A 23,389-nucleotide genomic window follows, 5' to 3' on the forward strand; every position below is an offset into this window, starting at 1 on the left:
TATGAATATTTCAGAGATAAAAAATTTATTTCCAGCATTGAAACAAAAAATTTATGATAAACCCCTAGTTTATTTAGATAGTGCGGCCACGACATTAAAACCAATTTCAGTCATTGAAAAAGTGAGAAATTATTATTCTCTCGAAAATTCCAATGTTCATCGTGGGGCACATTATTTAAGTCAAAAGGCTACCGATCAATTCGAAGCTGCCAGAGAAAATGTAGCTCAATTTTTAAATGCAAAAAGTACAGAAGAAATTATTTTTGTTCGGGGAACTACAGAAGCTATTAATTTAGTGGCGACTTCTTTTGGGGAAAGTTTGAACGAGGGGGATGAAATTATTATCTCCATACTTGAACACCATGCCAATATTGTCCCTTGGCATATGTTAAAGACTAAGAAAAAGGTAACGCTCAGATTTATTCACTTGGACGACCAGGGTAATTTAAATCTGGAAGAGTATAAGAAGTTATTAAACCCCAGAGTGAAGTTAGTTTCACTGACTGCCTGTTCAAATACTCTGGGTCTTTTTCCAGACCTCGAAACGTATGTCACATTAGCTCGTTTGAATGGAAGCAAAACTCTTGTGGATGGGGCTCAACTAGTTTCTCAAAAAAAAGTCAATGTGCAAAAACTTAATTGTGATTTCTTCGTTTTCTCTGGTCATAAATTATTTGCGCCAACAGGTATTGGGGTTTTATTTGGCAAAAAAGAAATTCTAAATGAGATGCCTCCTTATCAAGGCGGTGGGGCGATGATTTCAGATGTCAGTGAAGAGAGGACATTATTTAATCAACTTCCTTTTAAATTTGAAGCGGGCACACCTCACATTGAAGGAGTCCTTGGATTAAGTGAGGCCATCCATTTTTTAAAAAATATCCCCTTTCAAGAAATCGAAACTCATGAAGATCTATTGTTAAAGCTGTTTATGAGTGAAGTTAAAAAAATTCCGGAGGTCATTGTTTATGGAGATTCTTTAAATAAAGGAGCCATAGTCTCCTTCAATATCAAAGGGGCCCACCATTCGGATGTAGCTCAAATATTGGATCAACAAGCTATTGCTGTCAGGGCGGGTCATCATTGTACCCAGCCATTGATGAAATATTTAAATTTACAAGGTACAGTTCGAGCCTCTTTTTCAATCTACAATGATGAAGAAGACGTCATGAAACTTATAGCTGGAATCAAAAAGTCAAAGGAACTATTATTATGAGCTCTTCAGAAGTTTTAATTCGAATTCAGGAAACTCCTAATCCAAATGCATGGAAATTTATTCTTGATAAAGCCGTATTAACCGATGGTAAGGCTACCTATTCTAGCATGAACGAGGCTGAAAATAACCTTCTAGCTAAAAGTTTATTTGAGATCGAAAATGTAAAGCAAGTTCATTTTTTTCAAAACGTTATTACAATTACATTAACCTTCGATGCTGATTTTCAGGAAATTCAACCCGCTATTTCCAGTGTGATCCAAACAAGGATGCCAGTTCACAACCCAAATCAGACTATTAAAGACGAAAAAAAAATGTCCAGGGAAAATCTTTCTCCAGAGTTAAAAAGAATTGAAGAAATTTTAGATGAAACCATCAGACCAGGTTTGCAGGGTGATGGGGGAGACCTAACAGTAGTCAATTTTGAAAACAACAAACTCTATGTTCACTACGAAGGAGCCTGTGGCACTTGTCCAAGTTCAACAACAGGAACCCTATTGGCAATTGAAGGAATACTAAAAGACCATTTAAACCAAGATATCGAAGTGATTCCACTTTAGCGATTGAAAATTTCCCGTAATATCATCGTATTGAATTACGGCTAAAAGACATCACCATGCAAAGCTGTTTTTGGTCACTTTGTTTAAATATCTACAGTGGAAAAAATTTAAATACCCGATAATGTAAGCTTCCTAGGGCAAGTAATCATTGAATTTGGAGTCATTATGGTGCTTTCGTTTTATCAGATCTTTCAATATATTTTAATGCTAGTTACTTTTATAACGTTAAATGGATATGCCTCAATTAATAGCTATACCACATTCGAATGTCTTAAAAGTTATGAAAACAATTCTAATCTTAGCTTACAACCTGCTTATTTGGGTGTGCAAACTGTACAAAAAGAAAGTATCGTCGTCAGGTTCAAAAGTTTTTTGAATACGCGCACGGGTGGTTTTTTTGCAATTCTAATAGATGATTTTATGAAACAAGAGTTAGATTCATCAATGAAATCTTATGATCTCCAATTAGAGGTCATGAATCAAAAAGGAACTGATTCTGCTTTTAAGTCGCAAAGTAGATTGTTTGAAACTCATTTTTCTACTTTAGAGACAAAGATAAAAATTATTGAACAGTTACTTGCCCCCTCAATGATTTCCAGATTATTTACGAGACAAAATGCAAGATTAGAAAAACTAAATAGAGCGGCAGAAGAAGTTGCGCAATGTCGCACAAAGTTTGAAAAGTGCTCGGTCAATTTAGAGTCCGCAGTAAGAGAATCAAGTCAAAATATTGAAACTTTAACAAAATTACTTGTTACCTTAAAAAACAAGCGTGCTGAACTCATAGAATTGAATAATCATATTGGCGAAAATCTTGAAATATATGATCCGTCGAATTCAGATTCTACCCTTCTACTAAACACCTATATAAGGCAATTAGATCAAATAATATCTAATACAAATTCAATTCTTACCATGGAATCAAAATCGCTCACTTTGGCACTTATTAAAATTAGAACTGACATACCTGAAATGAAAGAAAGAATCAATGACTTGATAGCTAAAGGGGCTCCAGAAGCAATAAGAAAAACTGTTGAAGAGAAATCTAATATTGAATTGGATTTAAAACATGAAAGAAATTTAATTAATAAAATTACAAATATCATAAGTTCTACCGCAAATGATAAGGCAAAGTTAGACGCAATTTATAATCTTGTAGGATCTGCTTCGGAAATAAAGCTTGATGAAGCTTTATTAATTTTAGAGTCAATTCCAAAAAATATTAATTGGGGAGAGAACAATCCAAAAAATGAATATACCAGAAGTATTAATAGTATTTCAGGAAAAAAGTGGACTGGTTTTTTTAAGCATGAACTTTTAATTTGTTACGACGTTTTAGCGAAAACTGTGCATAATGGAAATTCAATTATGGGTCAAAAATTAATTAAACTTTCTAATAGTATTGTTAATAGAGAATTGAAAAACAACAAGGAATCATATCAGGCTGATGTTCTTGCTGTTTTCAATAATCTTTATGAAAAATTTCAGTAATCTTTAATACTGATCCGTATTGCCATCTTCATTCAGGATCCTCAAGGTACGTATATCCAGAAAGACCTTCTTCGTAATGTTTGATTAAGAGCTTGGCCTCTTGTTTGGTGATATTACCTTTTTGGATAAACTCTTCAGAAGCTTGCCTGACGTTATCAATCATTTTATTTCGATCATATTGAACATAAGACAGCACTTCAGTAACGGAATCACCGGGAACATAGTGGTCTATGGTATAGCCAGCTTCGCTAATGGAAACATGGACAGCGTCGGTATCGCCAAAAAGATTATGCAAATCACCAAGAATTTCTTGGTAGGCTCCGGTAAGGAAAACGCCTAAGTAATATTGTTCATTTTCTTTGAACTCATGAATTTGTAGGGTCTTTTTATATTCACCAGTTTTGGAGTCGATGAATTTTTCAATTTTTCCATCCGAGTCACAAGTTAAGTCAGCCAGTGTGGCTTCATGTAGGGGTTCTTCATTAAGTCGGTGAATGGGCATTACTGGAAATAACTGACCAACAGCCCAAGAGTCGGGAACGGATTGAAACACCGAAAAATTACAATAGTAGGTATCACAAAGTTCTTGTCGCAAGGTACTTTGAATATCATCTAAATCGGTATTGTTCTTCGCGATATGAAGCATTTTCGTTGCAATCGAGAAATACATGGATTCACACCAAGCTCGTTGTTCTAAGTTCAAAACGCCATAGGTAAATAATTGCAGGGTTTCTTGTTTGGCCTGGGTCAAGTCATTGAAGCATTCATTGATGTTGTCTTTGTTTACCTTTTCATAAATGTATTGTAAATCGTGCATGATCGTTGGATCTTTTTTAATCACCAATCTTGGCGGGGCATCCCGATGCAAATGATTAACTCCCAGAATGTTGAAAATTAAGACAGAGTGATGGGCCACGAGAGCCCGTCCTGATTCCGTGACAATGTGTGGGTGAGGAATATTTTTCTCATCACAAAGTGCTTGCAGCGTTGAAACCACATCATTAGCATATTCTTGTTCGGAGTAATTTATCGAAGAGTCAGAATGCCCTGTCCCATCGTAATCCACGCCTAGACCTCCGCCCACGTCGATGTATTTTAATCCGGGAGCTCCAAAAGAATAGAGCTCGGTAAAAAATCGTGCCCCTTCCTTGAGTGAAGATTTAATGCTTTGAATGGATGGGACTTGGGAGCCAATATGGTAGTGAAGTAATTCTAAACAATCTACCATGTTTTCTTTTTTGAGAAGTTCTACGCCATCCACCATTTCCATGGAAGTTAACCCAAACTTGGATCTGGCGCCCGAGGAATCAACCCATTTCCCTGCACCTTGAGTATTTAGTTTGGCTCTAAAACCAATTTTTGGACGAGCATTAAATTTTTTGGCGACGTTGACGATAAGCTGAAGTTCTTCTTTTCTATCTACGACGATGATCGTGTTTTTTCCTAATTTTTGCGACAGAATAGCGGTTTCAATATACTCCACATCCTTAAAACCATTGCAAATAATCAAGGCGTTTGGATCAATCATCATGGATAAAACAACTAGTAATTCAGGTTTAGATCCACACTCTAATCCAAGCCCCACATTCTTTCCAAAATGAACTAGCTCTTGAACCAGGTGCCTTTGTTGATTTACTTTTATGGGATAGACTCCTCGGTATTCAGCTTGGTAGCCATGGTCGGTAATTGCTGTTTTAAAGCAATTATGAAGTAAGTGAACTCGAGATTTAATGATATCAGGAAAGCGAATCATGATGGGAACACGGATCCCACGGTCGAGCAAATCTTGGGTGAGTTCTTGAAGATCCACAGATGAGCTTTCGTTCCCAGCGGGAGTGACAATGACATTCCCACTTTGATTGACGCGAAAATAACCTCCGCCCCAGTTGTTAATCCCATAAAGTTCAGCACTTTTTTCCGCTGTCCAGTTTTGCATTGATTCTCCCATGAAAAATGTAAACTAGACATATTTTAAAACCATGCCGCTATCAAGTTTAATTTTGCACGTGTCCTAAGCCCACGGTTTGTGTCTAGGCAGGGGCTCGACAGAAGCATAGAATCTGTAAGAATCCAACGGCTGGATCTTTATTCTTTGTGTTAAAATAATATAATGGAGGCATGTCCGTTGAAGAAATTAAATCTTCTAAATCAAGAAGAATACTTGTTATAGATGATGATCCTCAAAGTATTGATATTATTTTAGAGCCTCTCAAGTGGGAAGGTTATAATGCTATCGGTGTTTTTAATTTAGAGGAAGGACTCAAGGTAATTGATTCTTGGATGCCCATCATCATCATTTTGGATTTCAAAGAAAAGGATATGAGATATAAGTCCCTAAGTAAAATTAGGGAGATTCAGCCACTAGCGTCTTTATTAATTTTAAGCGATGAAGCCACAACGGAAGCCATCATTCTGGGACTAGATAGCGGGGGGGATGATTATATTGTTAAGCCTTTTGTTCCACTGGAGCTGCTGGCAAGGATCAGAACCCATTTGAGGATAAGGGATTTGCAGGAACAGCTTCTTATTGCTAATGCCAAATTGAAAGAACTTGCAGATACCGATGATCTTACTGGATTGTTTAATATGAGATCTTTGTATCACAAGTTGGATTTTGAAATGCAAAGAGCCCGGCGATTTGAAAGACAAGTTTGTGTGATTATGTTAGACTTGGATAATTTTAAAGAAGTGAATGATGGGCATGATCATTTGTTCGGCAGTTTTGTGATCACTGAGGTGGGAAAAATTGTACGGGCAAATACCAGAAATATTGATATTCCGGCAAGGTATGGTGGGGACGAATTTCTGATTGTCTTAACTGAAGTGACCTTTGAAGGTGCTTATTTCTTTTGTGATAGGCTACGTAAATCCGTTGAAGGCACCGTTTTTAGGAGTGGTGAGGACAGCATTCAGTTAACAATATCTGTTGGTTTCGGAATGACTGATCCCAAAGAAAACATAACTCCCATTGAGTTAGTCAGACGTGCTGATCATGCATTGTACGAAGCAAAGGAAACAGGAAGAAACAAGGTATGTTATTTTCACATCCCTGGAGTCACCGAATTTTCGAAAGAATCTTCTTTATATCCAGCCTTGCCAGAGAATAAAAAAATGGCTAGAGCCGGCAAAAAAAAGCGAAAAGCAGGATAGTGAACCTTAATTTTTAGTTGCTAATAATCTTAATCAAATTTAAGAATAGCCAATGCAAATAAATCCTGAAGTCATGAGATCAAACCAGTTAAAAATAAAAGCTGCCAAAATAAGTTTGTTTGCAAGTTTTTTAGTGATTGCTTTAAAAATTACGGGTTACAAAGTTTCAGGATCAACGGCTATATTTTCGGATGCCCTTGAGACCTTAATTAATATTTTAACGGCGGCGACAGCTCTTTGGGTTATTAAGTATGTGGCGCAACCAAAAGATGAAAATCATCCCTATGGTCATGGCAAAGCCGAGTTTTTTTCGGCGGCCTTCGAAGGGGGATTGATTTTATTTGCTGCCATAACAATCATGATAGAGAGCTACCGATCCTTCGTTGCTGAGTCCAAGATTACGGATTTAAATCAAGGTATATTTTTTGTTGTGATTGCTAGTTTGGTCAATTTAGCGGTGTCTTTGTATTTAAGAAAAATTGGGAAAAATGAAAAATCAGAAACACTGCTGGCGAGTTCGTCTCACATCATGAGTGATGTGATCACCACTTCTGGTGTTGTGGTAGGACTTATTTTGGTTAAAGTTACTGAATTATTTTGGTTAGATCCGTTACTTTCTTTTATTATTTCTTTTCATTTAGTGGTTGAAGGAATAAAAATTATCAGAAGATCTATTTCGGGCTTAACAGACGAATTGGATGATCATTCTTTAAATGAGCTTTCCTATGCGATTCAAAAAAACTTACAACCAGGAATTATCAATATACACAACTTAAGATCGATTCGATCAGGAAACTTTCATCACATTGATGCTCATCTCATTGTTCCTGAATTTTGGAATGTGGCTCTGACTCACAAAATCACCCATGAATTTGAAAAGAATGTGGTTATGGATTATCCCTATGACGGAGAATTTGCGTTTCATTTAGATCCATGTAAGGCCGATTACTGTAGATTTTGTAATATTGAAATGTGCCCCATCAGAGTAAGTGACTTTCAAAGCCTGTCTGATTTCTCTGCGAAAGAAATGATAAAAGGGGTGAATTAATTCTATGCCATTAGCCCGCCCCATTCTCAATTTAACTAGAAACCTGCCCCTTCAAAATCAGTACACTTTGGCTTTGGACAATGAATTTAAGGAGGTTGCTTTTAATGAAGAAAGGGCGCCGTTAAATAAAGGAAAATGGAGAGGTCAGGTTTTTCATTCGGATGAAAAGACGCCTTTAGATTTAGAGATAGGAACAGGTACGGGTTTTTTTTTCGATCAACAGGCGGTCAAAAATCCCAATCGACTGTTGCTGGGAATGGAACTGAAATATAAACCATTGATTCAAACTATTCGCAGAGCCAGACGGTCTGGATGCGTGAATGTAGCCATCTGTCGATTCCATGGATTTAATATCGAAGAACTTTTTGTTGAGAATGAATTAGATAATGTTTTTATTCATTTTCCAGATCCCTGGGTGACTCCCAAAAAACCAAAAAATAGAATCATTCAAAAGGACTTCTTGGATAAGATATTCAATCTGCAAAAACCAGGCTCTTCACTTGAGTTTAAAACGGATTCCTTGATCTATTTTCAATGGGCTATGGAAGAAATAAAAAAATCAAAATATGAAATTGAATTTTCTACCTATGATTTGCATCAAAGCGAAAAAGCAAAGGAAAACTTTATCACTGGTTTTGAATCTATTTTTTTGAAACAGGGGATTAAAATTAATTATGTTCTTTTAAAAAAAGGGCTAAAATGAAAAAAAAAATTGATTTGTATGTATTCCGTCATGGTGAAACGGATTGGAATGCACAGAAGAAATTTCAGGGCCACACGGATATCCCACTAAACCAGAAGGGAAAGGACCAGGCACAAGAACTATTTGAAAAATTTCAATTTTTGCAGCCAGAGGTTTGTTTGTCTTCTGATCTTCAGAGGGCTGTTGAAACAGCAAAAATTGGATTGGATGGGCATTCTTTGACTTACCTCTACAGCGAGAAATTAAGGGAAACACATCTTGGCGATGTGGAAGGGCTGTCTCAACAGGATATCATTGAAAAATTTGGATCAGAGATGCTAGATCAATGGCGTTCAGTTGAAGGAAAAGATTTATCCATGTCTTTCCCCAATGGAGAAACCAAACAGGAGCATTTGATTCGAATTCAAACTCACCTTAAAGATTTTATAAAAGAAAATAGTCAGTATCATAAAATTGCAGTTTCAACTCACGGGGGCAGCGTGGTTCGTCTGGTCCATTCTTGTATCAATGCACCTAAGGAGTCGATTGCTATTCCTAATTGTTGTCTGTACCACGTAGAATATCATCTGCCTGACGACATTTTTATTCTAGCGGGAAAGCTTTAAAAAAAAAATTACCAATAGGAAGTATCGATTTCAACATCGTCGGTAATTTTTATCAAACAGGCGAAGCGTTCATTTTCATTTAAGAAATTCTTTTTCTTTAGATTAATTTCCAGCTCTGATTCGGGTAAAATATGATGAATCCCTTTGGTAATGGTTATTTTACATTTGCCGCAGATGCCCTCTCCATGACAAGAAGAGGCAACAGGAATCCCTGCTAGCAATAGGACCTTCATTAAACTATCATCGACAGAGAGACTTAATGTTTTTTTACAAAGATCAGTTTTGCTAGGATTAAAAAATATTTTTGCCATAAGACAAAATATATTTTATTTTTTGAAAAAGCAGCAATTATATGATCCTTTTAAATTCGCGTTTTAAGAGTCTTAATTTATCAAGACCATGGGGAGATTTTGGTGATAATCGAAGAAGAAAATTGGAGTGTCTTGGGTGCCAGTCGAGGTCTTGGTTTTGAATTTTCAAAACAAGTTGCTGCGACTCACAAAGGGGTTCATTTATTCTTAGCTTCAAGGACAATCAATAACTTTGATTTTTCTAACACAGATCTTTTCGAGTGCTATTGTGAGGAAATATTAGCAACTAAACCTCAGCGTATTTTTTATTTTGCAGCTGGTGGAACCTATGGTCCCTATGCCAAATTTGATTGGAAAGATCATTTATGGACTTTGAATGTAACATTTTCTTTTCCTGCCTTTTTATTAAATTATTTTTTAAAAAATCATCATGGAATAAAACAACTTGTTTTTATTGGGTCATCTGTTGCTGAAAACAAACCAGATCCCCAGGCTTCCATGTATGCTGCAGCCAAGCATGCCCTCAAAGGGTTGATCACTTCGGTTAATTTAGAAAACCCTCCGTTTGAGATTCTTTTATTTAGTCCAGGTTACATGAACACAAATATGTTGCCTAAAAAAGCTTGGCCCAGAAAAACAGAAAATATTAGCGAGCCTAGTCAAGTGGCTCAAGAATTGTTAAATCTCATTTGCGTCTAATTCTGAAATAAAATATGGTTGTTTCCATGGCAATAGAAAATATTATTATCATCGGATCAGGTCCCGCAGGATTAACCTCAGCAATTTATTCTGCAAGAGCTAACCTCAAACCATTAATGATTGAAGGCGAAGAGTCGGGTGGTCAGCTCATGATCACCACAGAGGTAGAAAATTATCCTGGCTTTGAGCATGGCGTGACAGGACCTGAACTGATTGAAGTGATGAGAAAGCAAGCCTCTCGATTTGGCACTAGATTTATTACTAAAAACGTAACTAAAGTCGATTTTAGTCAACGACCTTTTAAAGTTTGGATTCGGGACGAAGTTTATGAATCTAAATCAATTATTATTTCAACAGGTGCAAGTGCGAAATATTTGGGACTAGCTTCTGAAAAACAATATCTTTCTAAGGGAGTTTCTGCCTGCGCGACTTGTGATGGGGCTTTTTTTAGAAATGTCCCCGTGGCAGTTGTGGGTGGTGGAGACACGGCCATGGAGGAAGCAAACTTTTTAACACGATTTGCTTCACAAGTTTTTATAATCCATAGGAAGAACTCCTTCAGAGCTTCAAAAATAATGGTAGATAGGGCTTTAAAAAATCCTAAAATTAAAGTTATTTGGGATTCTGAAGTCACTGAAGTGGTTGGCGACGGTAAAAAAGTGACTAAGTTGATACTTAATAATTTGAAGTCTCATACTAAAAATGAATTAAGCGTTGAAGGATTATTTATAGCTATCGGGCACAAGCCTAATACCGATTTATTTAAAAATATTTTAGATATGAACGAAACAGGGTATTTAAAAACTCAAAATGGTTCTAGCTATACCAATATTCCAGGTATTTTTGCTGCTGGCGATGTGCAAGATCACGTGTACCGTCAGGCCATTACCGCCGCTGGATCAGGTTGCATGGCGGCTATTGATTCTGAACGATGGCTCGAAAGTCAGGAGTGAAAATGACTAAGAAAATAAATACTAAAGATTTAATTGAAAAGATTGAGAAAATTACCAAAACGAGGATTGCTTCTCAAGAAGTTGTTTCATTGGATCAATTTAGAGAGACTAAGAAAAAAACAGATCCAAAAATTATTCTCGTTATTGAAGATGATGAAACGATGCGAGCCTCAATGAAAAGAATTTTGGAACCAGAGGGCTATATTGTTAAAATGGCGGCTCATGCTAACGAGTTATCAGAGGTTCTGGATGATTCGGCTGTTGATCTAATTTTATTGGATATTGGTTTGCCGTGGATTAACGGATTTGAGCTGGCAGAGCTTCTTAAAGAGCATAAAGATTTAAAAAAAATTCCCTTAGTTTTTGTATCGGGTCAGTCTTCTCAGGAGGATATGAAAAAGGCATTTCAAGTAGGTGCTCATGATTATATTAAAAAACCTTTTGAGATTGATAAATTAAAGAAAACGGTCAAGACTTTACTAAAAATCACGGAAGAGTGAACCAGCTAGGTGACCCTTTAGAAGAATTAATTTGCAAATGAGCCTGAAGCTTATCTAGGCAATTTTAGATTGTTTGATATAACTATCAATCATATTTTCTAACAGTTCTTTGTTCTTTTTATCTGGGTTAACAAACACCAGGCGGCAGGGATCTAAGATATCACCAACACACTTTGTTTTGAAATGGATTCTTGCTTTTTTGCTATCCTTTTCTAGTTTGTTAATAATGATGAGGCTAAAATCCATAGAGATATATTCTTTAGGAATTTTATCCATAAGCTTAATCCCACCCAAGGAAATATTATCTGATTCGCTTTTAAATGTTTTTCCTGTTTTAGAAATAAGATGAACTTCCAGTTTGAAATTAAATCTCATTCGGTCTCGTCTGTCGCTTTCAACGGAAGCGACATTTGAATTTTTTGATGATGGTCCTGGAGAAATAATTTTTACTAAATGGTTTACTCGTAGATCTATTTGCTCAGCTTTGAAATCTGGAAAGAAATAGCCATAATCCACTTTTTTTTGCGTGTCATCTATGTGGGCCTCAGTGAAAGTGTTCTTGGCTTCTTGAAAAGCAATGGCGGTATCATCTAAATTTGGCTGATTGGTAATAACAATAGTTTTATCATCAACGGATGTCACCGCATCGACAACAGTTTTTTCCACATCAGTGACGACTAAATCCTCCGAATTAAATGTAGGAGGTAGGGCAAAAAATTTTTGCTTGGATTTTAAAAACTGATTTAGTTCGGTCCATTCGGTTTTGCCGGGAGTCCAAACAAAAATATTTTTACTCTTCAGCTTTAGGAGGTTTAGTATCAAGGCTTGAGCTTGCGTTAAGCTTAGTGGTTTACTTTGCGTTTTGGTATTTCCATCATAAAATACCCAAATATTTCCTGCTTGCTTCATAGTAAATTGCTCGGCAAAAATATTTTAAAATTGAGAAAAAAATCGACTAAGGCTATTAAGTGCCCTAAACAAGGGTTTGCATATTGAAAATATCGAACGTACTGCTAGACTAAAGTTGAAATGGGAGTAGATTAGTTTTGATGAGGGACAATATAAATTCCAGTATCAAACAAGATTATTTAAGTTCGTTAATTGGGGCAACGGCTGAACCTGAATTTTTACAGATTGCCAATAAAGCAAGACTCGAATCTAAAGAAATAGGAAAGGAACTTATATCTTTAAGTTTTTTCGAAGCTAATTGTGTTCATCAAATCATAAAACAATTTAAGTGCAAAAATTTTGTTGAGATTGGAAGTTTAACAGGATTTTCTGCTATTTTTATCCTTAATGCTCTACTTTCTGGGGGGAAACTTTATTGTTTCGAAAAGAATCCAAAGTGGAAACTTTTTTTGGAACAAAACTTATCATTACTTTTGAAACTAAAGTCAAATTCCCAGAAGACATTTAAAATTTTTCCGGGTGATGCCTTAGAAAATCTAAAATTACTTTCACTAAACCATAAAATAGATGGTTTTTTTATAGATGCCAATAAATCAGCATACTTAGATTATTTACAAATAGCAGAGAATTTATTGATTCCTGGAGGCTTAGTCATCGCCGATAATGTTTTTTTAAATGGAAGCGTATGGGGTGAAGAGAATCCTAAATTTTCGAAAAAACAAATTGAGGTCATGAAAGCGTTTAATCAAAGAATTTTTGATCCAAAGGTTTATGATAGTTTCATCATTGATTCTTCAGATGGATTGAGTGTTTCAATAAAAAAATAATGCCTGTATTGACAATTGGCTTTCTGCTTATATGATGAGGCAATGGTTTCAAATAAGTTTCTTCCTTTGAGTGGTCGGGAATTTCCAAGGTATTCTGCTATTAAAACATTTTTTCGATTACCTCATGTTGAATTGAATTCAGATTTTGATGTCGCTCTTTTTGGAATTCCATTTGATGGTGGCGTTTCCTATCGTCCAGGGGCAAGATTTGCTCCGTCTCAAATTCGAGAAGTGTCAAGTTTAGGGCGAGGGTATCATTGGTCCAGGGGCCTTCACATTTTTAAAAATAAAAATTTTGCTGATATTGGAGATTGTTCAACGGTACCCATTTCACTTGAACAAACCTACGAAAAAATTGAAAAATTTATCGCCCAATTAGTTTCAAATCATAAAAAATTTATTGCTGTTGGTGGAGATCACTCAATTACCTTGCCCATATTGCGTGCTTTGAAAAAGCATTATCAAAGTAAGTTAGCACTGATTCATTTTGATGCCCATTTAGATACCTATCCTGCTGCTTGGGGTTGTGAGTATCATCATGGTTCTTTTGCCAGACACGCTATTGAGGAAGGATTGGTTGATTCAAAAAATATGATTCAACTGGGTATTCGGGGACCTTTAGCGGATTCAACAGACTTGGACTTTATCAAAAAACATCAAATCAATGTCAAAACCATTGATGATATCAGGGATAAAAAGCTTAATGATTTTCTGACGGAGCTTCCAGTTTTTAATTCAGATATACCTGTGTATATAAGTTTTGATATTGATTGTTTAGACCCCTCTTATGCTCCAGGAACGGGAACGCCCGTGCCCGGAGGACTTACAAGCTATGAAGTCCAGAGAATATTAAGACATTTAAAGATTAAAAACTTAGTCGGTGGGGACATCGTAGAAGTTTTACCTGCATCAGATCCTTCAGAGATCACGTCTCTTGTGGCTGTCGATGTGATGTTTGAAATGATGTGTTTACTCTAAATCATAAATAAATGTGGCCGAGACAATAACCTCTGGATGAAGAGATAATTTTACTGGGCATCCCATGGCTACATTTTCTAAAAAATTCTTTTGTTCAGAATCAAAATCCTTTTTTAAATGTAACTCTGTTGATAATTTTTTAATTCTTCGAGGATCTGCATTCATTTCTTTTGTCACTTTTCCATAGCAGCCATTAAAGTGATAACCTAAGGGCTCACCTTTGATAGCCATTGTTGTTAGCATGCATGAAATAAGTGATGCCGCGACAAGATCTGTTGGCGAAAAGCTTTCACCTTTACCATGATTATCCTTAGGCGCATCTGTTTCCAAAGTTGCCAATGAGGGCTCGTGAGTTAGGATGCAATTTTTATTTCCACTATATTGAATAGTTAAAGTAACCATCTTTATTTTTTCTTCTTCCAACCGTAATCAATGAGCTCAAATCTTCTAAAGGTTGTTTCATCTTGGGTCATATAAAGAAGAGTACTAAAGGGAACAGTGCCGATCCAGTTGTTTTGGTCTTTGATCTTGCAAGAAGAAAAAGTACCTGCTTTTATTTTTATTTTTTCATAATTTCCAAGGCTTGCTTTAAAGCGGCATAACTGCACATAAAGATTAAGCTCAATTTTATTAAAGTAGTTGGTGCTTTCACTCCAATAAAACTTTTCTTCCACATTTTTACCACGAGCGATTTTCTTTTCACTTACTTTTAGCATCGTGATCACTTCACCTGTTGGAGACTTTTGGTCAATGGACTCAACAACTTCTTTAATGAACTCACCATTGATTTCAGAAGTCTGCGTTTTTTCAATAAAACTATAGGCAGCCCACTCGCCGACTCTTGATTTTGCAAAGGAAAAAACAGAAACAAACAAAACCAAGAAGATAAACTTAAACATAAAGGCTCCTTTAAATGGCGAGGATTTGACTTAACTGAACTAATTCAGCAGGGCTTTTCTTTTCTTTAGTTGTCGCGACTTCTAAAGGAATTTGAACTAAGTTGGGACCATCCGTTCCAATCATCACATCACAAATACCTTTGCATAAAGTATCAACAGCCGCAGCTCCTAATCTGGAGGCTAATACCCTGTCCACGGAAGTTGGAGACCCACCCCTTTGAATATGACCCAAAATACAAACTTTAGCATCAATGCCTGATTTTTTTCTGATGGAATCAGCTAAATCATAAGCTCTTCCCGGTTTTTGACCTTCAGCTGTTATTAAAATGCTGCTTCTTTTCCCTTTTTTAATGGAGTCTAAAATTCTTTCAACGGCTTTCTCCGTTGTTGAATTAATATCAGGGGTAAAAATATCTTCAGCGCCACCGGCAAGTCCCACATGACAAGCAATAAATCCCGTATTTCTGCCCATGACTTCAATAATAAACAATCTGTTATGGCTATCGGCGGTGTCTCTGATTTTATCTATACAAGAAAGTGCTGTGTTTACCGCAGTATCGAAGCCAATCGTAAGATCTGTTCCATAAATATCATTATCAATTGTACCTGGAATTCCTACGATGGGAATTTTGTGTTCTTCCCAAAGGGCATGGGCGCCGCGAAAGGAACCGTCTCCACCAATGCAAACAATTCCATCTAAATTAAAGGCTTTAACATTCTCTGCAGCTTGTTTTCTTATTTCTGGTTTATGGAAGTCAGTACATCTTCCCGTTTTTAAAATAGTACCGCCACGTTGAATAATATTTGCAACGTCTCTTACCTGTATGGGTTTTATTGTTTTATCAAGCATACCAATATAGCCTTGATAAATCGCATAGGTTTCAATTCCCATAGAGGCGGCGACCCGCACAACAGCCCTGGTTCCTGCGTTCATTCCAGGAGCATCCCCACCACTCGTATAGACACCAATTCTTTTCATTGTATTTTGATGATTTGCCATAATACTTCTTTTTAAATAAGGTTTTGAGTTCATTTGCTTAAATTAAACACTTAAGAAATGAACATTTAGAGCAGAGTATTATAAAGGATGAGGTTTGGTCAAAAAAAAACCGGCATGGCGCCGGTTTTTTTTGCAAAACTAAAATAGATTACTTTACAAGAGCTTTAAATTCAGCACCAGGACGGAATTTTGGAGCGTTAGAAGCTGGGATTTTAATGGCTTTACCAGTTTGAGGATTTCTTCCAACTCTAGCTTTTCTTTTAGCTTTAGTAAAAGTACCAAAACCAACTAATTTTACATCGTCACCTTTTTTAACAGCTTTTTTAATTGTTTCAATAGCTGCATCTAACATATTTTCAGTTTGAGCTTTTGAAGTTTTAGTTTCTTCAGCAATCTTTTCGATTAATTGCGCTTTATTCATATCACATTCTCCTTATGATTTGTTATTTTTCGCGTGAAATACGCGATTCATATTCACAATCTCAAATCAAAATTTAGAGTACGTCAATAGAAATAAGTAATATTTTTTAAATTATTTTCAATTAGTTTTGAAATGAACCCTAAGGATCTGTCTAAAAATAAGTTGGAAACTTCATAAATCACTCTTCTTGAAAGTCAGAAGTATCTTCAGTTTCATTCATTTGGTCTTCAGAATTTTTAGAAACAGGGATGCGAAAGTTTTCACTTGCCCAGTCACCTAAGTCAATAACCTTGCACCTTTCAGAGCAGAAGGGACGATAGATGTTTTCTGTCGAATACTTTGTTTTCTTTTTGCATCGAGGACACAATACTTCTTTGTCAGTCATCATTTTTTTAAATTAATATAAATTTTTAATTTGAAGCAATGACTTTTTCTATAAGAAACCAAAAAATTAATAATTAATACTTTACGAGTCTTCCTGTGGCAAAAATCTGTCCTTCAAAGCCAAGTTGGTAATCAAAAGCAGCATCTTCCAGCTTGCCATTTGCAACTTGCAGCTGAATTAAACTCCTATTAGCTTGTGTCCATTGATCCCCATAGGCTCTTGCTTCAAAACCTTTACTGTCATTAATAACCGAGACGACCATATCTAAAGGAAGTGGATTTCTCACAACGCCAACATCATAACCAACAGGGAATCCAAATAAGCCATAAAAAAAGTCAGTTGAAGAAGGCAAAGAATATCCATACCAATAATAGTTATTTGTTGAAGGATAAGCCGAAAAAGTTGCTTTAAGCCTTTGTGATTGGGTTTTATCAATTTGAATATTTAATTGAAATTGCCCTTTAACCCAGCTATCACAAGAGTAAATACCTCCGCTATTTTCCGCCCGGTCACAAGTTCCCATAGATTTCTTAATAAATGACTTAAATACAGTTGTGTTTGTGATATTTACATTTCTATAACTAAAGTTGTCAGAGACAAAGTTAATACTTGAAGCAAATCCTACTCCGTAGCCATTCCACTGTTGTCCGCTATTATTGTAACAAAATCCACCTGAAAAATAAGTGCCTGTGGGACAGCCATTGTTGTTAGCATAAACAGCTGCACCTGGATTGTAATACGGTGTTGGATCATTGCTGGATTTATTATTGCCACAAGATACAAGATACACGGTGGCAATAACTAAACCTATTAGAGATAATACTATTTGTTTCATAACTCACCTCGCGTTCTTCTGGTTTAAGAAGGACTTTCAAATAGAAGGATGTTCATGAAATATGCCAGTTAGATCTATTCCAGTAGGATTTGGCCTGTTCTTTCTTAAGACAGTGACGGAAACTGTCTAATTTAGTTAAACACAAGGTCTTACCATTTATAGGTAAGACCAATGCTGGGACACATAAGGGTTTTCGTGTAGGAAACATCGGTTTGAATAGATGAAACTACTTTTTTTTTGGCCGCCGCAGTAAAGTAATTTAAACTGAAGTTTGCAGTAAAGCTGTCGGAAATTTCTGGTTTTACTCCCAATTGTAACAAGTAATTGGTGCCCAGCCAATCTTCATCCGCGCTTCCCGTATTGAATGCAGTTTTTGTTTGAATCCCATAAGTCAGAGCCGCATAAACAAGTTGGGATTTCCCAAATTCATATCTAAAATAGGGACCCATATCTTGAGTTGTATAGTTAGCTTCTTGTTGGCTCAGCTCACTTTTGGTAAGAACGTTATACAATCCCCAGCCAAAATAAAGTGATTTTTTATTATCGATACTAAATCCCAGATTAAAACTATAAAGTGATTTTGTAGATGCAGAGGACGTGGTTGTTTCAACGGTATTCTTATCCGTGAGTAAAATATAATCTAAATTCAGCACGGCTGATGAAAAGCAGTAAGTGTTTGTTAGAAATATAAACAGGAGCCATTTAAGAAAAAGCATCATTAAATTTTAATTTCTTGACCTTCATAGGCAAAATCCCAAAAGAACTCTGGAATGGTGTCATTACATTCCCTCGCATGATCAATTCGCCACTGATAATACTCGCTTGTCTGTCTTTTTATATCCTGTACCTGTTGGATGGTTGCTCCCGGATCATGATGGGCAAACAGTACTTTCTTAATATCTTCTCTAAAAGCGATATCGATACCAATTTGGGCGGCACTGTGACCCCAGTTTGCTTTTTCTGCTAATTCAGGAAAAGTGTATTGAGCATCAAAATACATTAAGTCAGACTTTTGATAAAGAGGTAAATCATCGCCCAAATCTTCGCGACTGACCCGAGTTCCTTCGGTATCTACACAATGCGAATAGACTTTCCCCTGGCTTTCGACTCTTAACCCCCAACAGGCATCGGGATGATCTAATAAATAGGGTGTGATTGTCATATCATTTATTTTAAAGGGCTTTCTTGGTTCTAAGATATGGAAATGAATTTTAGAAACAAGTTGCTCAAAGGGAACCGGAAAATAAGGTTTTTTAAAAACACCGCGAATCAAAGCCTCAATATCTTTTTGGACACCATAATAATGAATTTGCGTCCCAGAAACGAAATGAGGAGTAAAAAAAGGTAGGCCCATAACATGGTCCCAATGGAAGTGAGTCATATAAATGTGAAAGGGACCTTTCACAGGAACATAGGTTCCACTCATTATTTTCTCACTTAAGGTTCTGATTCCCGTTCCACCATCAATAATTAATTGAGTTTTTAAGGAGCTAACCTCAACGCACGTAGTGCCCGTTCCATAACCACCCACATTGGGAATATCAGAAGAAGAAATCAGTTGATTCAATTTGGTTAGATCATTTTTTGCACCAGGCGCAAGCTCTTTCACCACTTTTTCAATATGGTTCGACCATCCTTGCGGTGACAAGGAAGATGGTAAAGATCCTCTAACTCCCCAAAACTTAACACTTAATGACATCCCAGACAGGATTCCATGACAAATTATCAACAGCAACAATTATTTTCCAAACTAGATAAACAAATTAAATCAGATAAAATTCTTAGACCAAGGACTTGGGGGAGCGAAATTTAATTCAACCCAATGGCTAGATGTAAAAACTGAATAGAAATTAAATTTTAAACTGGAACGAAATTCATATAAAATGAAAAAAGGTTTGATGGTGTTTTTGTAAATTGATTTAAAAAAATATTAAATTAAATGTAGAAAAATGTTAGAAAAGGGGAGTTATGTTGAAGGTGCTAGTACTTATTTTATTCGTTATCGTTTTTTCAAAACCTTCATTAGCTCAGAATACCGGACCTAAAAACTCAATTTCAAATTACATTGGAACGGGCGAAAATGCAAGAAGACAGAGAGAGGAGCGGCAAAAAATAGAGGAACAAAAGGTGGCGTCTGAGAAATTGGAGACCGAGAATAAAAAAAAGCAAGAAGAATATAATAATTTAGCGGAAGAATTGAATACTAAAAATAAACAAATCAATTCGTTTTTCACTAAAATTAAAAAATGTGAGGCCTCGAGAAATAAAAGTCTTGATCTTCAGTTTACTGCTTGCGGCGGAAAATCAACTGAACAATATACGAATGAGCAAAAACAATTACTGAATTTTGCAGTTAAATCTCAATCAAATATAAAATTTAAATATGATAAGTTTGTAACAGAAAATACAGGGTCTAGAGAAGGCAACTACGTGCCAATAGAGATAGTAGATACTACCGACGCTATGAAATATTATGCCAACCCAAATTCAGTAAATCAACCTGCAGTAAATTCGGATTCAGGCGCAAATTCACAATCGACTTTAGAGCAAAGAGTCGCGGCGTTAGAAAAAGAAATTAGGAGGTTAAAGGAATTCATAAAAAAGAATATCGGTGAAAATAAGGATTCAATTTGTCAGAAGGTTTCAAGTTGCCCACAAATATCAAATTTAAAGGAAAAAGTAGATGCAATTAATGTAATAGCAAATCCCCGAGGTGAAAACAGTTCTGGTGGTGGTCCTAGCCCGCCACCACAAATGACTAAATAGCCGTTAGTACCTTACCTGATAAATTAACCTCTAGTTTGTTTTAGAGAATTCTAAATTGTAGCCTAAATAAGAGTAAAATTCGTAGTTGTTGAGGTTGATTCCGTCTAGGGATTTGTTGTAAAATTTGATGGATTTTATGATCCAGTGTTGTGGCCAGAAATCGTCAAAATTTCTGAGTTCATAGCGTGTGTTTTGATCGATAAAATTTTTATCGGTGGGGGATTTTTCAAAAATTTGATTTAAATTCAGGGTCAAATTATCACAGGTTGTTTGGGCCAGGATTATTGGCGGTTCACCGCTGAGGGCTATTTTGATGGCTTGTAATTGAATTTCAGCATAAGGAAAAGTTTGGCAGAGGGTCATGTTATTTCCGTCGATTTGTCTAAAAATCAAATTTGGAAATTCAAAAGAGAGAGTTTGATTTTCATTTCTCCAATTAAATTCAGATAAGAGATTTCTTTTTATTTTCTTTGCGTTGTTTATCATATCTTCAGGGCTGTAATAGGGATAAGACTCATTTTCTTGAAGACTTGTGGTGATGGCTGCGGGGTGCCGTTGGCTGTATTTGTGGAGGTAATAAAATAAAACATTAAAAGTAAACAGAAGGATGGCAATAAGGATTTTTTTTCTGAGCTTCATTTAGTACTCACATTTCAAAGATTTTAAATCTATTGGTGAAATTTCTAATCTTAAAAAGGCAGCCGCCAGGGTTGGCCACATGACGGTAGGTTTGATGCTCATGTGTTTAAGACCTAAGACGTGCCCCAGTTCGTGAATTATTAGGCTTTCAAAATTTACTTGGACTGAGTTTTGTGGAGTTGTGGTATAAAACTCATAATCTTTTGCATTTATTTTGATATCTGCTTCGGTAATAAGAGGTCCCAAATAGGTCAAAATAGTGAGTGCTTGTTGAGATTTATGATTCTCGCTCCAGTCTTTTGACCAGTAAACAGAGTTTACTTTATCACTGCTGGGTTTTAAAGAAGTGGATTGATTTGATTGTTGAAATTCAAAAAGTTTTTTTCCAGATGCCTTTTCCCATTTTTCACTGGCGGAGGAAATAATGGGTATCATGTCCCCCGGAATAGAGGAATCAAGGAAGAGTTTTATTGGCAAATTGGATTTCCAAGAAACCCGTTCACCAAATTCATTTTGAATATAGCCGCAACCTTCTTGAGCTTGAGTGGCGAGATCTGTTTTAGATTCAGGACCTAAAACTAAATTTTTTTGGCAAGAAATCATGCACAAAAAAATAGAAATATGAATTAATGAAAGTTTGATGGAATGTCGCCTCATTTGTGATTTCTTATCGGTAAAATGATTCCACATTATAAGTCCGATTTTGTAAAAATTGTCATTGGAGTCAAAATATCCAAAATGATATTCTCGGCCTTTGACTAACTAGCTAATAATATTCATGTTTTGGAGTCCGTTTGGCCCAATCTGATGGATCAGAAATTGCAGCAAAACTTTGCGAAAGAGAGGCCTGGTTCGTTTGGGCACCGTTTATTATGAAACTAGAGCTTAAAAGGTATAACAATATTGTTGCTTTTAAAATGAAAGGGAAGGCTGATACGGCTCTTGCTTTTCACGAGGATAATTTGGAAGTCGCTCAGATTTCTGATGAGCTGTTCTCTGAGTTAGAGAAAAAAAACTACGATGAGCTTGTTGCTTGGAGTCGCCGTAAAGAGGTTTTACCAGCTCACCCCAAGAATAATAAAATTAAAAGCGTGAATATCAATGTCACCCAGATATGTAATTTGCACTGTCTCTATTGTGCCGCTGGTGGAGATGGATCTTATGGTGATCCAGTTAAAAATATAAGCATCGAAAAAACGCTGCCTCAGTTGAAATTTTTTTTAGACAAATTAGAAAAGGGGGAGCGTTTTCATATTAGTTTTTTAGGTGGAGAACCATTGCTTTATCCTGAAGGGATTTCACTTATTGCGGAGTATGCAAGTCAATACGCCGAAGCCAAAGCGCTAAATTTAACGATGAAAATAACGACAAATGGAACGCTTTTAAATGAATCCATAGTGTCCCTTTTAAAGAAGCATAAACCCACTCTAGTGATAAGTATGGATGGGCCCCCAGAAATAAATGATAAATTGCGGCCTCAAAAAAACTCTCATTCGACATCAATGCAAATGGTTTCAAATTTGGATAGATTATTTATGATAAAGTCAGAATTGGGTGTTTTAGGAGTTCATGCGGTTTTTTCTGAAAAAAATCTTGAAGTTGTGAAGGCCTATAAATATTTTTCAGAGTTTCCTTTTGATTTTTATGATTTTATGTTTTCGGTTTCTGAAAACAATCCAACTAGCAATCATGAATACATGGAACAAATGGAGCAAGTGGCAGAGTTAGCTTGGGAAAAGGGATCTGAAAAAGAACTTAGAAAAATTTATATTTTTGATCATTATTTTGATCTTTTAGATAATCAAAAAAGATTAGAAAATCATTGTGGTTTAGGAAAAACACTTGCAGTGATCGACGCCAGAAATAGAATATACAACTGTCCTTGGACGATAGGTCAAAAACAAGATCAGATAGGGCAAGATTTGCAAATCAATCAAGAAAAGTTAATTGAAAACTATTCAAATAGCTTGATAGACCGGAACCAGTGCCATCAGTGCTGGGCAAAATATCTTTGCGGTGGAGGGTGTTCTTACATTCACAAATCTACGTATTCTGACAAAGAAGTCGTAAAAAATGATCTTTTTTGTGAAAGAACAAGGTATGTTTCAGCATTAGCTATATATTATTTTTCAAAGAGCAGAGATTTAATGACTTGAAGGTGGAATAATGCTAGGATCACTTTGTAGGAATCGCTATGTAGAGACCGAGAAAGAGACAAAGATAGAAATCTTTCTGAAAAGCAGGGAAAATCTATGATAGAACGAATAATGGAACAATTAGCAGAACCAGAATCAAAACAAAAAGAGAAGAGCTTAAATTCTGATGTTTTATCTGATGTTATATCTGTTAGACATATCCATCAGGTTAAACCTCTTAAAGATCAGAGACACTCAAAGTCCAAAACTTTAAATGTTAAGGGCGGCGAGGGTTGTTTGCCAATAAGATAGGTTCAGATGGCTTTACCACCATCTCCAATTCCAAGAGAATCACAATGGGAAAA

Annotated in this window: 28 protein-coding genes; 15 read left to right on the forward strand and 13 right to left on the reverse strand. The window is 36.0% G+C overall.

What is annotated here, in order from left to right:
- Position 1 precedes the first annotated feature (1 nt).
- The 3 genes from J0M15_10565 to J0M15_10575 all read left to right on the forward strand — a co-directional run bounded on the left by J0M15_10565 (position 2) and on the right by J0M15_10575 (position 3,261).
- Positions 2–1,213, forward strand: coding sequence for a cysteine desulfurase (locus tag J0M15_10565; protein ID MBN8537484.1), 1,212 nt, complete (start codon positions 2–4; stop codon positions 1,211–1,213).
- Entirely contained in the window at positions 1,210–1,770 is a 561-nt protein-coding gene (locus J0M15_10570) for a NifU family protein (GenBank protein MBN8537485.1), read from the forward strand. The genes J0M15_10565 and J0M15_10570 overlap by 4 nt, the downstream gene beginning before the upstream one ends.
- Before the next feature lie 474 nt (positions 1,771–2,244).
- The gene (locus tag J0M15_10575) at positions 2,245–3,261 is read left to right on the forward strand and encodes a hypothetical protein (GenBank protein MBN8537486.1); all 1,017 of its coding nucleotides are present in this window, start codon (positions 2,245–2,247) and stop codon (positions 3,259–3,261) included.
- Between the two features lie 28 nt (positions 3,262–3,289).
- On the opposite strand, the gene speA is transcribed toward J0M15_10575, so the two are convergent.
- Complete coding sequence (gene speA, locus J0M15_10580; protein ID MBN8537487.1) at positions 3,290–5,197, reverse strand: biosynthetic arginine decarboxylase; 1,908 nt, start codon at positions 5,195–5,197, stop codon at positions 3,290–3,292.
- A 182-nt stretch (positions 5,198–5,379) separates the two neighbouring features.
- Here speA and J0M15_10585 point away from each other — a divergent pair, with 182 nt between their 5' ends.
- The 4 genes from J0M15_10585 (at position 5,380) to J0M15_10600 (ending at position 8,767) form a co-directional block, all read left to right on the forward strand.
- Positions 5,380–6,411 (forward strand): diguanylate cyclase, encoded by a 1,032-nt coding sequence (locus J0M15_10585; protein MBN8537488.1) that lies wholly within the window; start codon positions 5,380–5,382, stop codon positions 6,409–6,411.
- A gap of 52 nt (positions 6,412–6,463) precedes the next feature.
- The gene (locus tag J0M15_10590; protein MBN8537489.1) at positions 6,464–7,459 is read left to right on the forward strand and encodes a cation transporter; all 996 of its coding nucleotides are present in this window, start codon (positions 6,464–6,466) and stop codon (positions 7,457–7,459) included.
- A 67-nt stretch (positions 7,460–7,526) separates the two neighbouring features.
- Positions 7,527–8,162: a tRNA (guanosine(46)-N7)-methyltransferase TrmB gene (trmB, locus tag J0M15_10595; protein ID MBN8537490.1), complete on the forward strand. Its 636-nt coding sequence runs from the start codon at positions 7,527–7,529 to the stop codon at positions 8,160–8,162.
- Complete coding sequence (locus J0M15_10600) at positions 8,159–8,767, forward strand: histidine phosphatase family protein (protein ID MBN8537491.1); 609 nt, start codon at positions 8,159–8,161, stop codon at positions 8,765–8,767. The genes trmB and J0M15_10600 overlap by 4 nt, the downstream gene beginning before the upstream one ends.
- 8 nt (positions 8,768–8,775) lie before the next feature.
- Here the strand turns inward: J0M15_10600 and J0M15_10605 are convergent, their stop codons facing one another.
- Positions 8,776–9,078: a (2Fe-2S)-binding protein gene (locus tag J0M15_10605; protein ID MBN8537492.1), complete on the reverse strand. Its 303-nt coding sequence runs from the start codon at positions 9,076–9,078 to the stop codon at positions 8,776–8,778.
- A 102-nt stretch (positions 9,079–9,180) separates the two neighbouring features.
- Here J0M15_10605 and J0M15_10610 point away from each other — a divergent pair, with 102 nt between their 5' ends.
- From J0M15_10610 to J0M15_10620, 3 genes are read left to right on the forward strand one after another with little or no spacing between them, the layout of a single operon-like run.
- On the forward strand, positions 9,181–9,777 hold the full coding sequence (locus tag J0M15_10610; GenBank protein MBN8537493.1) for an SDR family NAD(P)-dependent oxidoreductase: 597 nt from the start codon (positions 9,181–9,183) through the stop codon (positions 9,775–9,777).
- Positions 9,778–9,803: 26 nt separating this feature from the next.
- Positions 9,804–10,730, forward strand: a complete 927-nt coding sequence (gene trxB / locus J0M15_10615; protein MBN8537494.1) for a thioredoxin-disulfide reductase — start codon at positions 9,804–9,806, stop codon at positions 10,728–10,730.
- A 2-nt stretch (positions 10,731–10,732) separates the two neighbouring features.
- Entirely contained in the window at positions 10,733–11,230 is a 498-nt protein-coding gene (locus J0M15_10620) for a response regulator (protein ID MBN8537495.1), read from the forward strand.
- Between the two features lie 54 nt (positions 11,231–11,284).
- Here J0M15_10620 and J0M15_10625 read toward each other — a convergent pair whose 3' ends face one another.
- A complete protein-coding gene (locus J0M15_10625; GenBank protein ID MBN8537496.1) occupies positions 11,285–12,139 on the reverse strand; it encodes a PilZ domain-containing protein in 855 nt (284 codons plus the stop codon).
- A gap of 140 nt (positions 12,140–12,279) precedes the next feature.
- On the opposite strand from J0M15_10625, the gene J0M15_10630 reads away from it, so the two are divergent.
- A complete protein-coding gene (locus J0M15_10630) occupies positions 12,280–12,966 on the forward strand; it encodes a class I SAM-dependent methyltransferase (protein MBN8537497.1) in 687 nt (228 codons plus the stop codon).
- A 42-nt stretch (positions 12,967–13,008) separates the two neighbouring features.
- Positions 13,009–13,944, forward strand: a complete 936-nt coding sequence (gene speB / locus J0M15_10635) for an agmatinase (protein ID MBN8537498.1) — start codon at positions 13,009–13,011, stop codon at positions 13,942–13,944.
- On the opposite strand, the gene J0M15_10640 is transcribed toward speB, so the two are convergent.
- The 8 genes from J0M15_10640 to J0M15_10675 form a co-directional block, all read right to left on the reverse strand.
- On the reverse strand, positions 13,936–14,346 hold the full coding sequence (locus tag J0M15_10640; GenBank protein ID MBN8537499.1) for an OsmC family protein: 411 nt from the start codon (positions 14,344–14,346) through the stop codon (positions 13,936–13,938). The genes speB and J0M15_10640 overlap by 9 nt on opposite strands.
- Positions 14,347–14,348: 2 nt before the next feature.
- Positions 14,349–14,843 (reverse strand): hypothetical protein, encoded by a 495-nt coding sequence (locus J0M15_10645; GenBank protein MBN8537500.1) that lies wholly within the window; start codon positions 14,841–14,843, stop codon positions 14,349–14,351.
- Between the two features lie 10 nt (positions 14,844–14,853).
- Positions 14,854–15,822 (reverse strand): 6-phosphofructokinase, encoded by a 969-nt coding sequence (gene pfkA, locus J0M15_10650; protein MBN8537501.1) that lies wholly within the window; start codon positions 15,820–15,822, stop codon positions 14,854–14,856.
- Positions 15,823–15,991: 169 nt separating this feature from the next.
- Positions 15,992–16,264: an HU family DNA-binding protein gene (locus J0M15_10655; protein MBN8537502.1), complete on the reverse strand. Its 273-nt coding sequence runs from the start codon at positions 16,262–16,264 to the stop codon at positions 15,992–15,994.
- Positions 16,265–16,442: 178 nt separating this feature from the next.
- The gene (locus J0M15_10660) at positions 16,443–16,649 is read right to left on the reverse strand and encodes a DNA gyrase inhibitor YacG (protein MBN8537503.1); all 207 of its coding nucleotides are present in this window, start codon (positions 16,647–16,649) and stop codon (positions 16,443–16,445) included.
- 73 nt (positions 16,650–16,722) lie between these two features.
- The gene (locus tag J0M15_10665) at positions 16,723–17,484 is read right to left on the reverse strand and encodes a hypothetical protein (GenBank protein ID MBN8537504.1); all 762 of its coding nucleotides are present in this window, start codon (positions 17,482–17,484) and stop codon (positions 16,723–16,725) included.
- Positions 17,485–17,633: 149 nt separating this feature from the next.
- Positions 17,634–18,203 carry a hypothetical protein gene (locus J0M15_10670; protein MBN8537505.1) on the reverse strand — a complete coding sequence of 190 codons (570 nt, stop codon included), beginning with the start codon at positions 18,201–18,203 and terminating at the stop codon, positions 17,634–17,636.
- Positions 18,203–19,183, reverse strand: coding sequence for an MBL fold metallo-hydrolase (locus tag J0M15_10675; protein MBN8537506.1), 981 nt, complete (start codon positions 19,181–19,183; stop codon positions 18,203–18,205). The genes J0M15_10670 and J0M15_10675 overlap by 1 nt, the downstream gene beginning before the upstream one ends.
- A gap of 269 nt (positions 19,184–19,452) precedes the next feature.
- On the opposite strand from J0M15_10675, the gene J0M15_10680 reads away from it, so the two are divergent.
- Positions 19,453–20,250: a hypothetical protein gene (locus J0M15_10680; GenBank protein ID MBN8537507.1), complete on the forward strand. Its 798-nt coding sequence runs from the start codon at positions 19,453–19,455 to the stop codon at positions 20,248–20,250.
- A 30-nt stretch (positions 20,251–20,280) separates the two neighbouring features.
- On the opposite strand, the gene J0M15_10685 is transcribed toward J0M15_10680, so the two are convergent.
- Together J0M15_10685 and J0M15_10690 are read right to left on the reverse strand one after the other, a co-directional pair.
- On the reverse strand, positions 20,281–20,889 hold the full coding sequence (locus J0M15_10685) for a hypothetical protein (GenBank protein ID MBN8537508.1): 609 nt from the start codon (positions 20,887–20,889) through the stop codon (positions 20,281–20,283).
- Positions 20,890–21,579 (reverse strand): matrixin family metalloprotease, encoded by a 690-nt coding sequence (locus J0M15_10690; GenBank protein MBN8537509.1) that lies wholly within the window; start codon positions 21,577–21,579, stop codon positions 20,890–20,892.
- Positions 21,580–21,683: 104 nt separating this feature from the next.
- On the opposite strand from J0M15_10690, the gene J0M15_10695 reads away from it, so the two are divergent.
- Together J0M15_10695 and J0M15_10700 are read left to right on the forward strand one after the other, a co-directional pair.
- Entirely contained in the window at positions 21,684–23,045 is a 1,362-nt protein-coding gene (locus J0M15_10695) for a radical SAM protein (protein MBN8537510.1), read from the forward strand.
- A gap of 96 nt (positions 23,046–23,141) precedes the next feature.
- Positions 23,142–23,336, forward strand: coding sequence for a hypothetical protein (locus J0M15_10700; protein MBN8537511.1), 195 nt, complete (start codon positions 23,142–23,144; stop codon positions 23,334–23,336).
- Positions 23,337–23,389: the final 53 nt, after the last annotated feature.

The organism is Deltaproteobacteria bacterium, from assembly GCA_017302835.1.
GTDB lineage: Bacteria > Bdellovibrionota > Bdellovibrionia > Bdellovibrionales > Bdellovibrionaceae > UBA2316.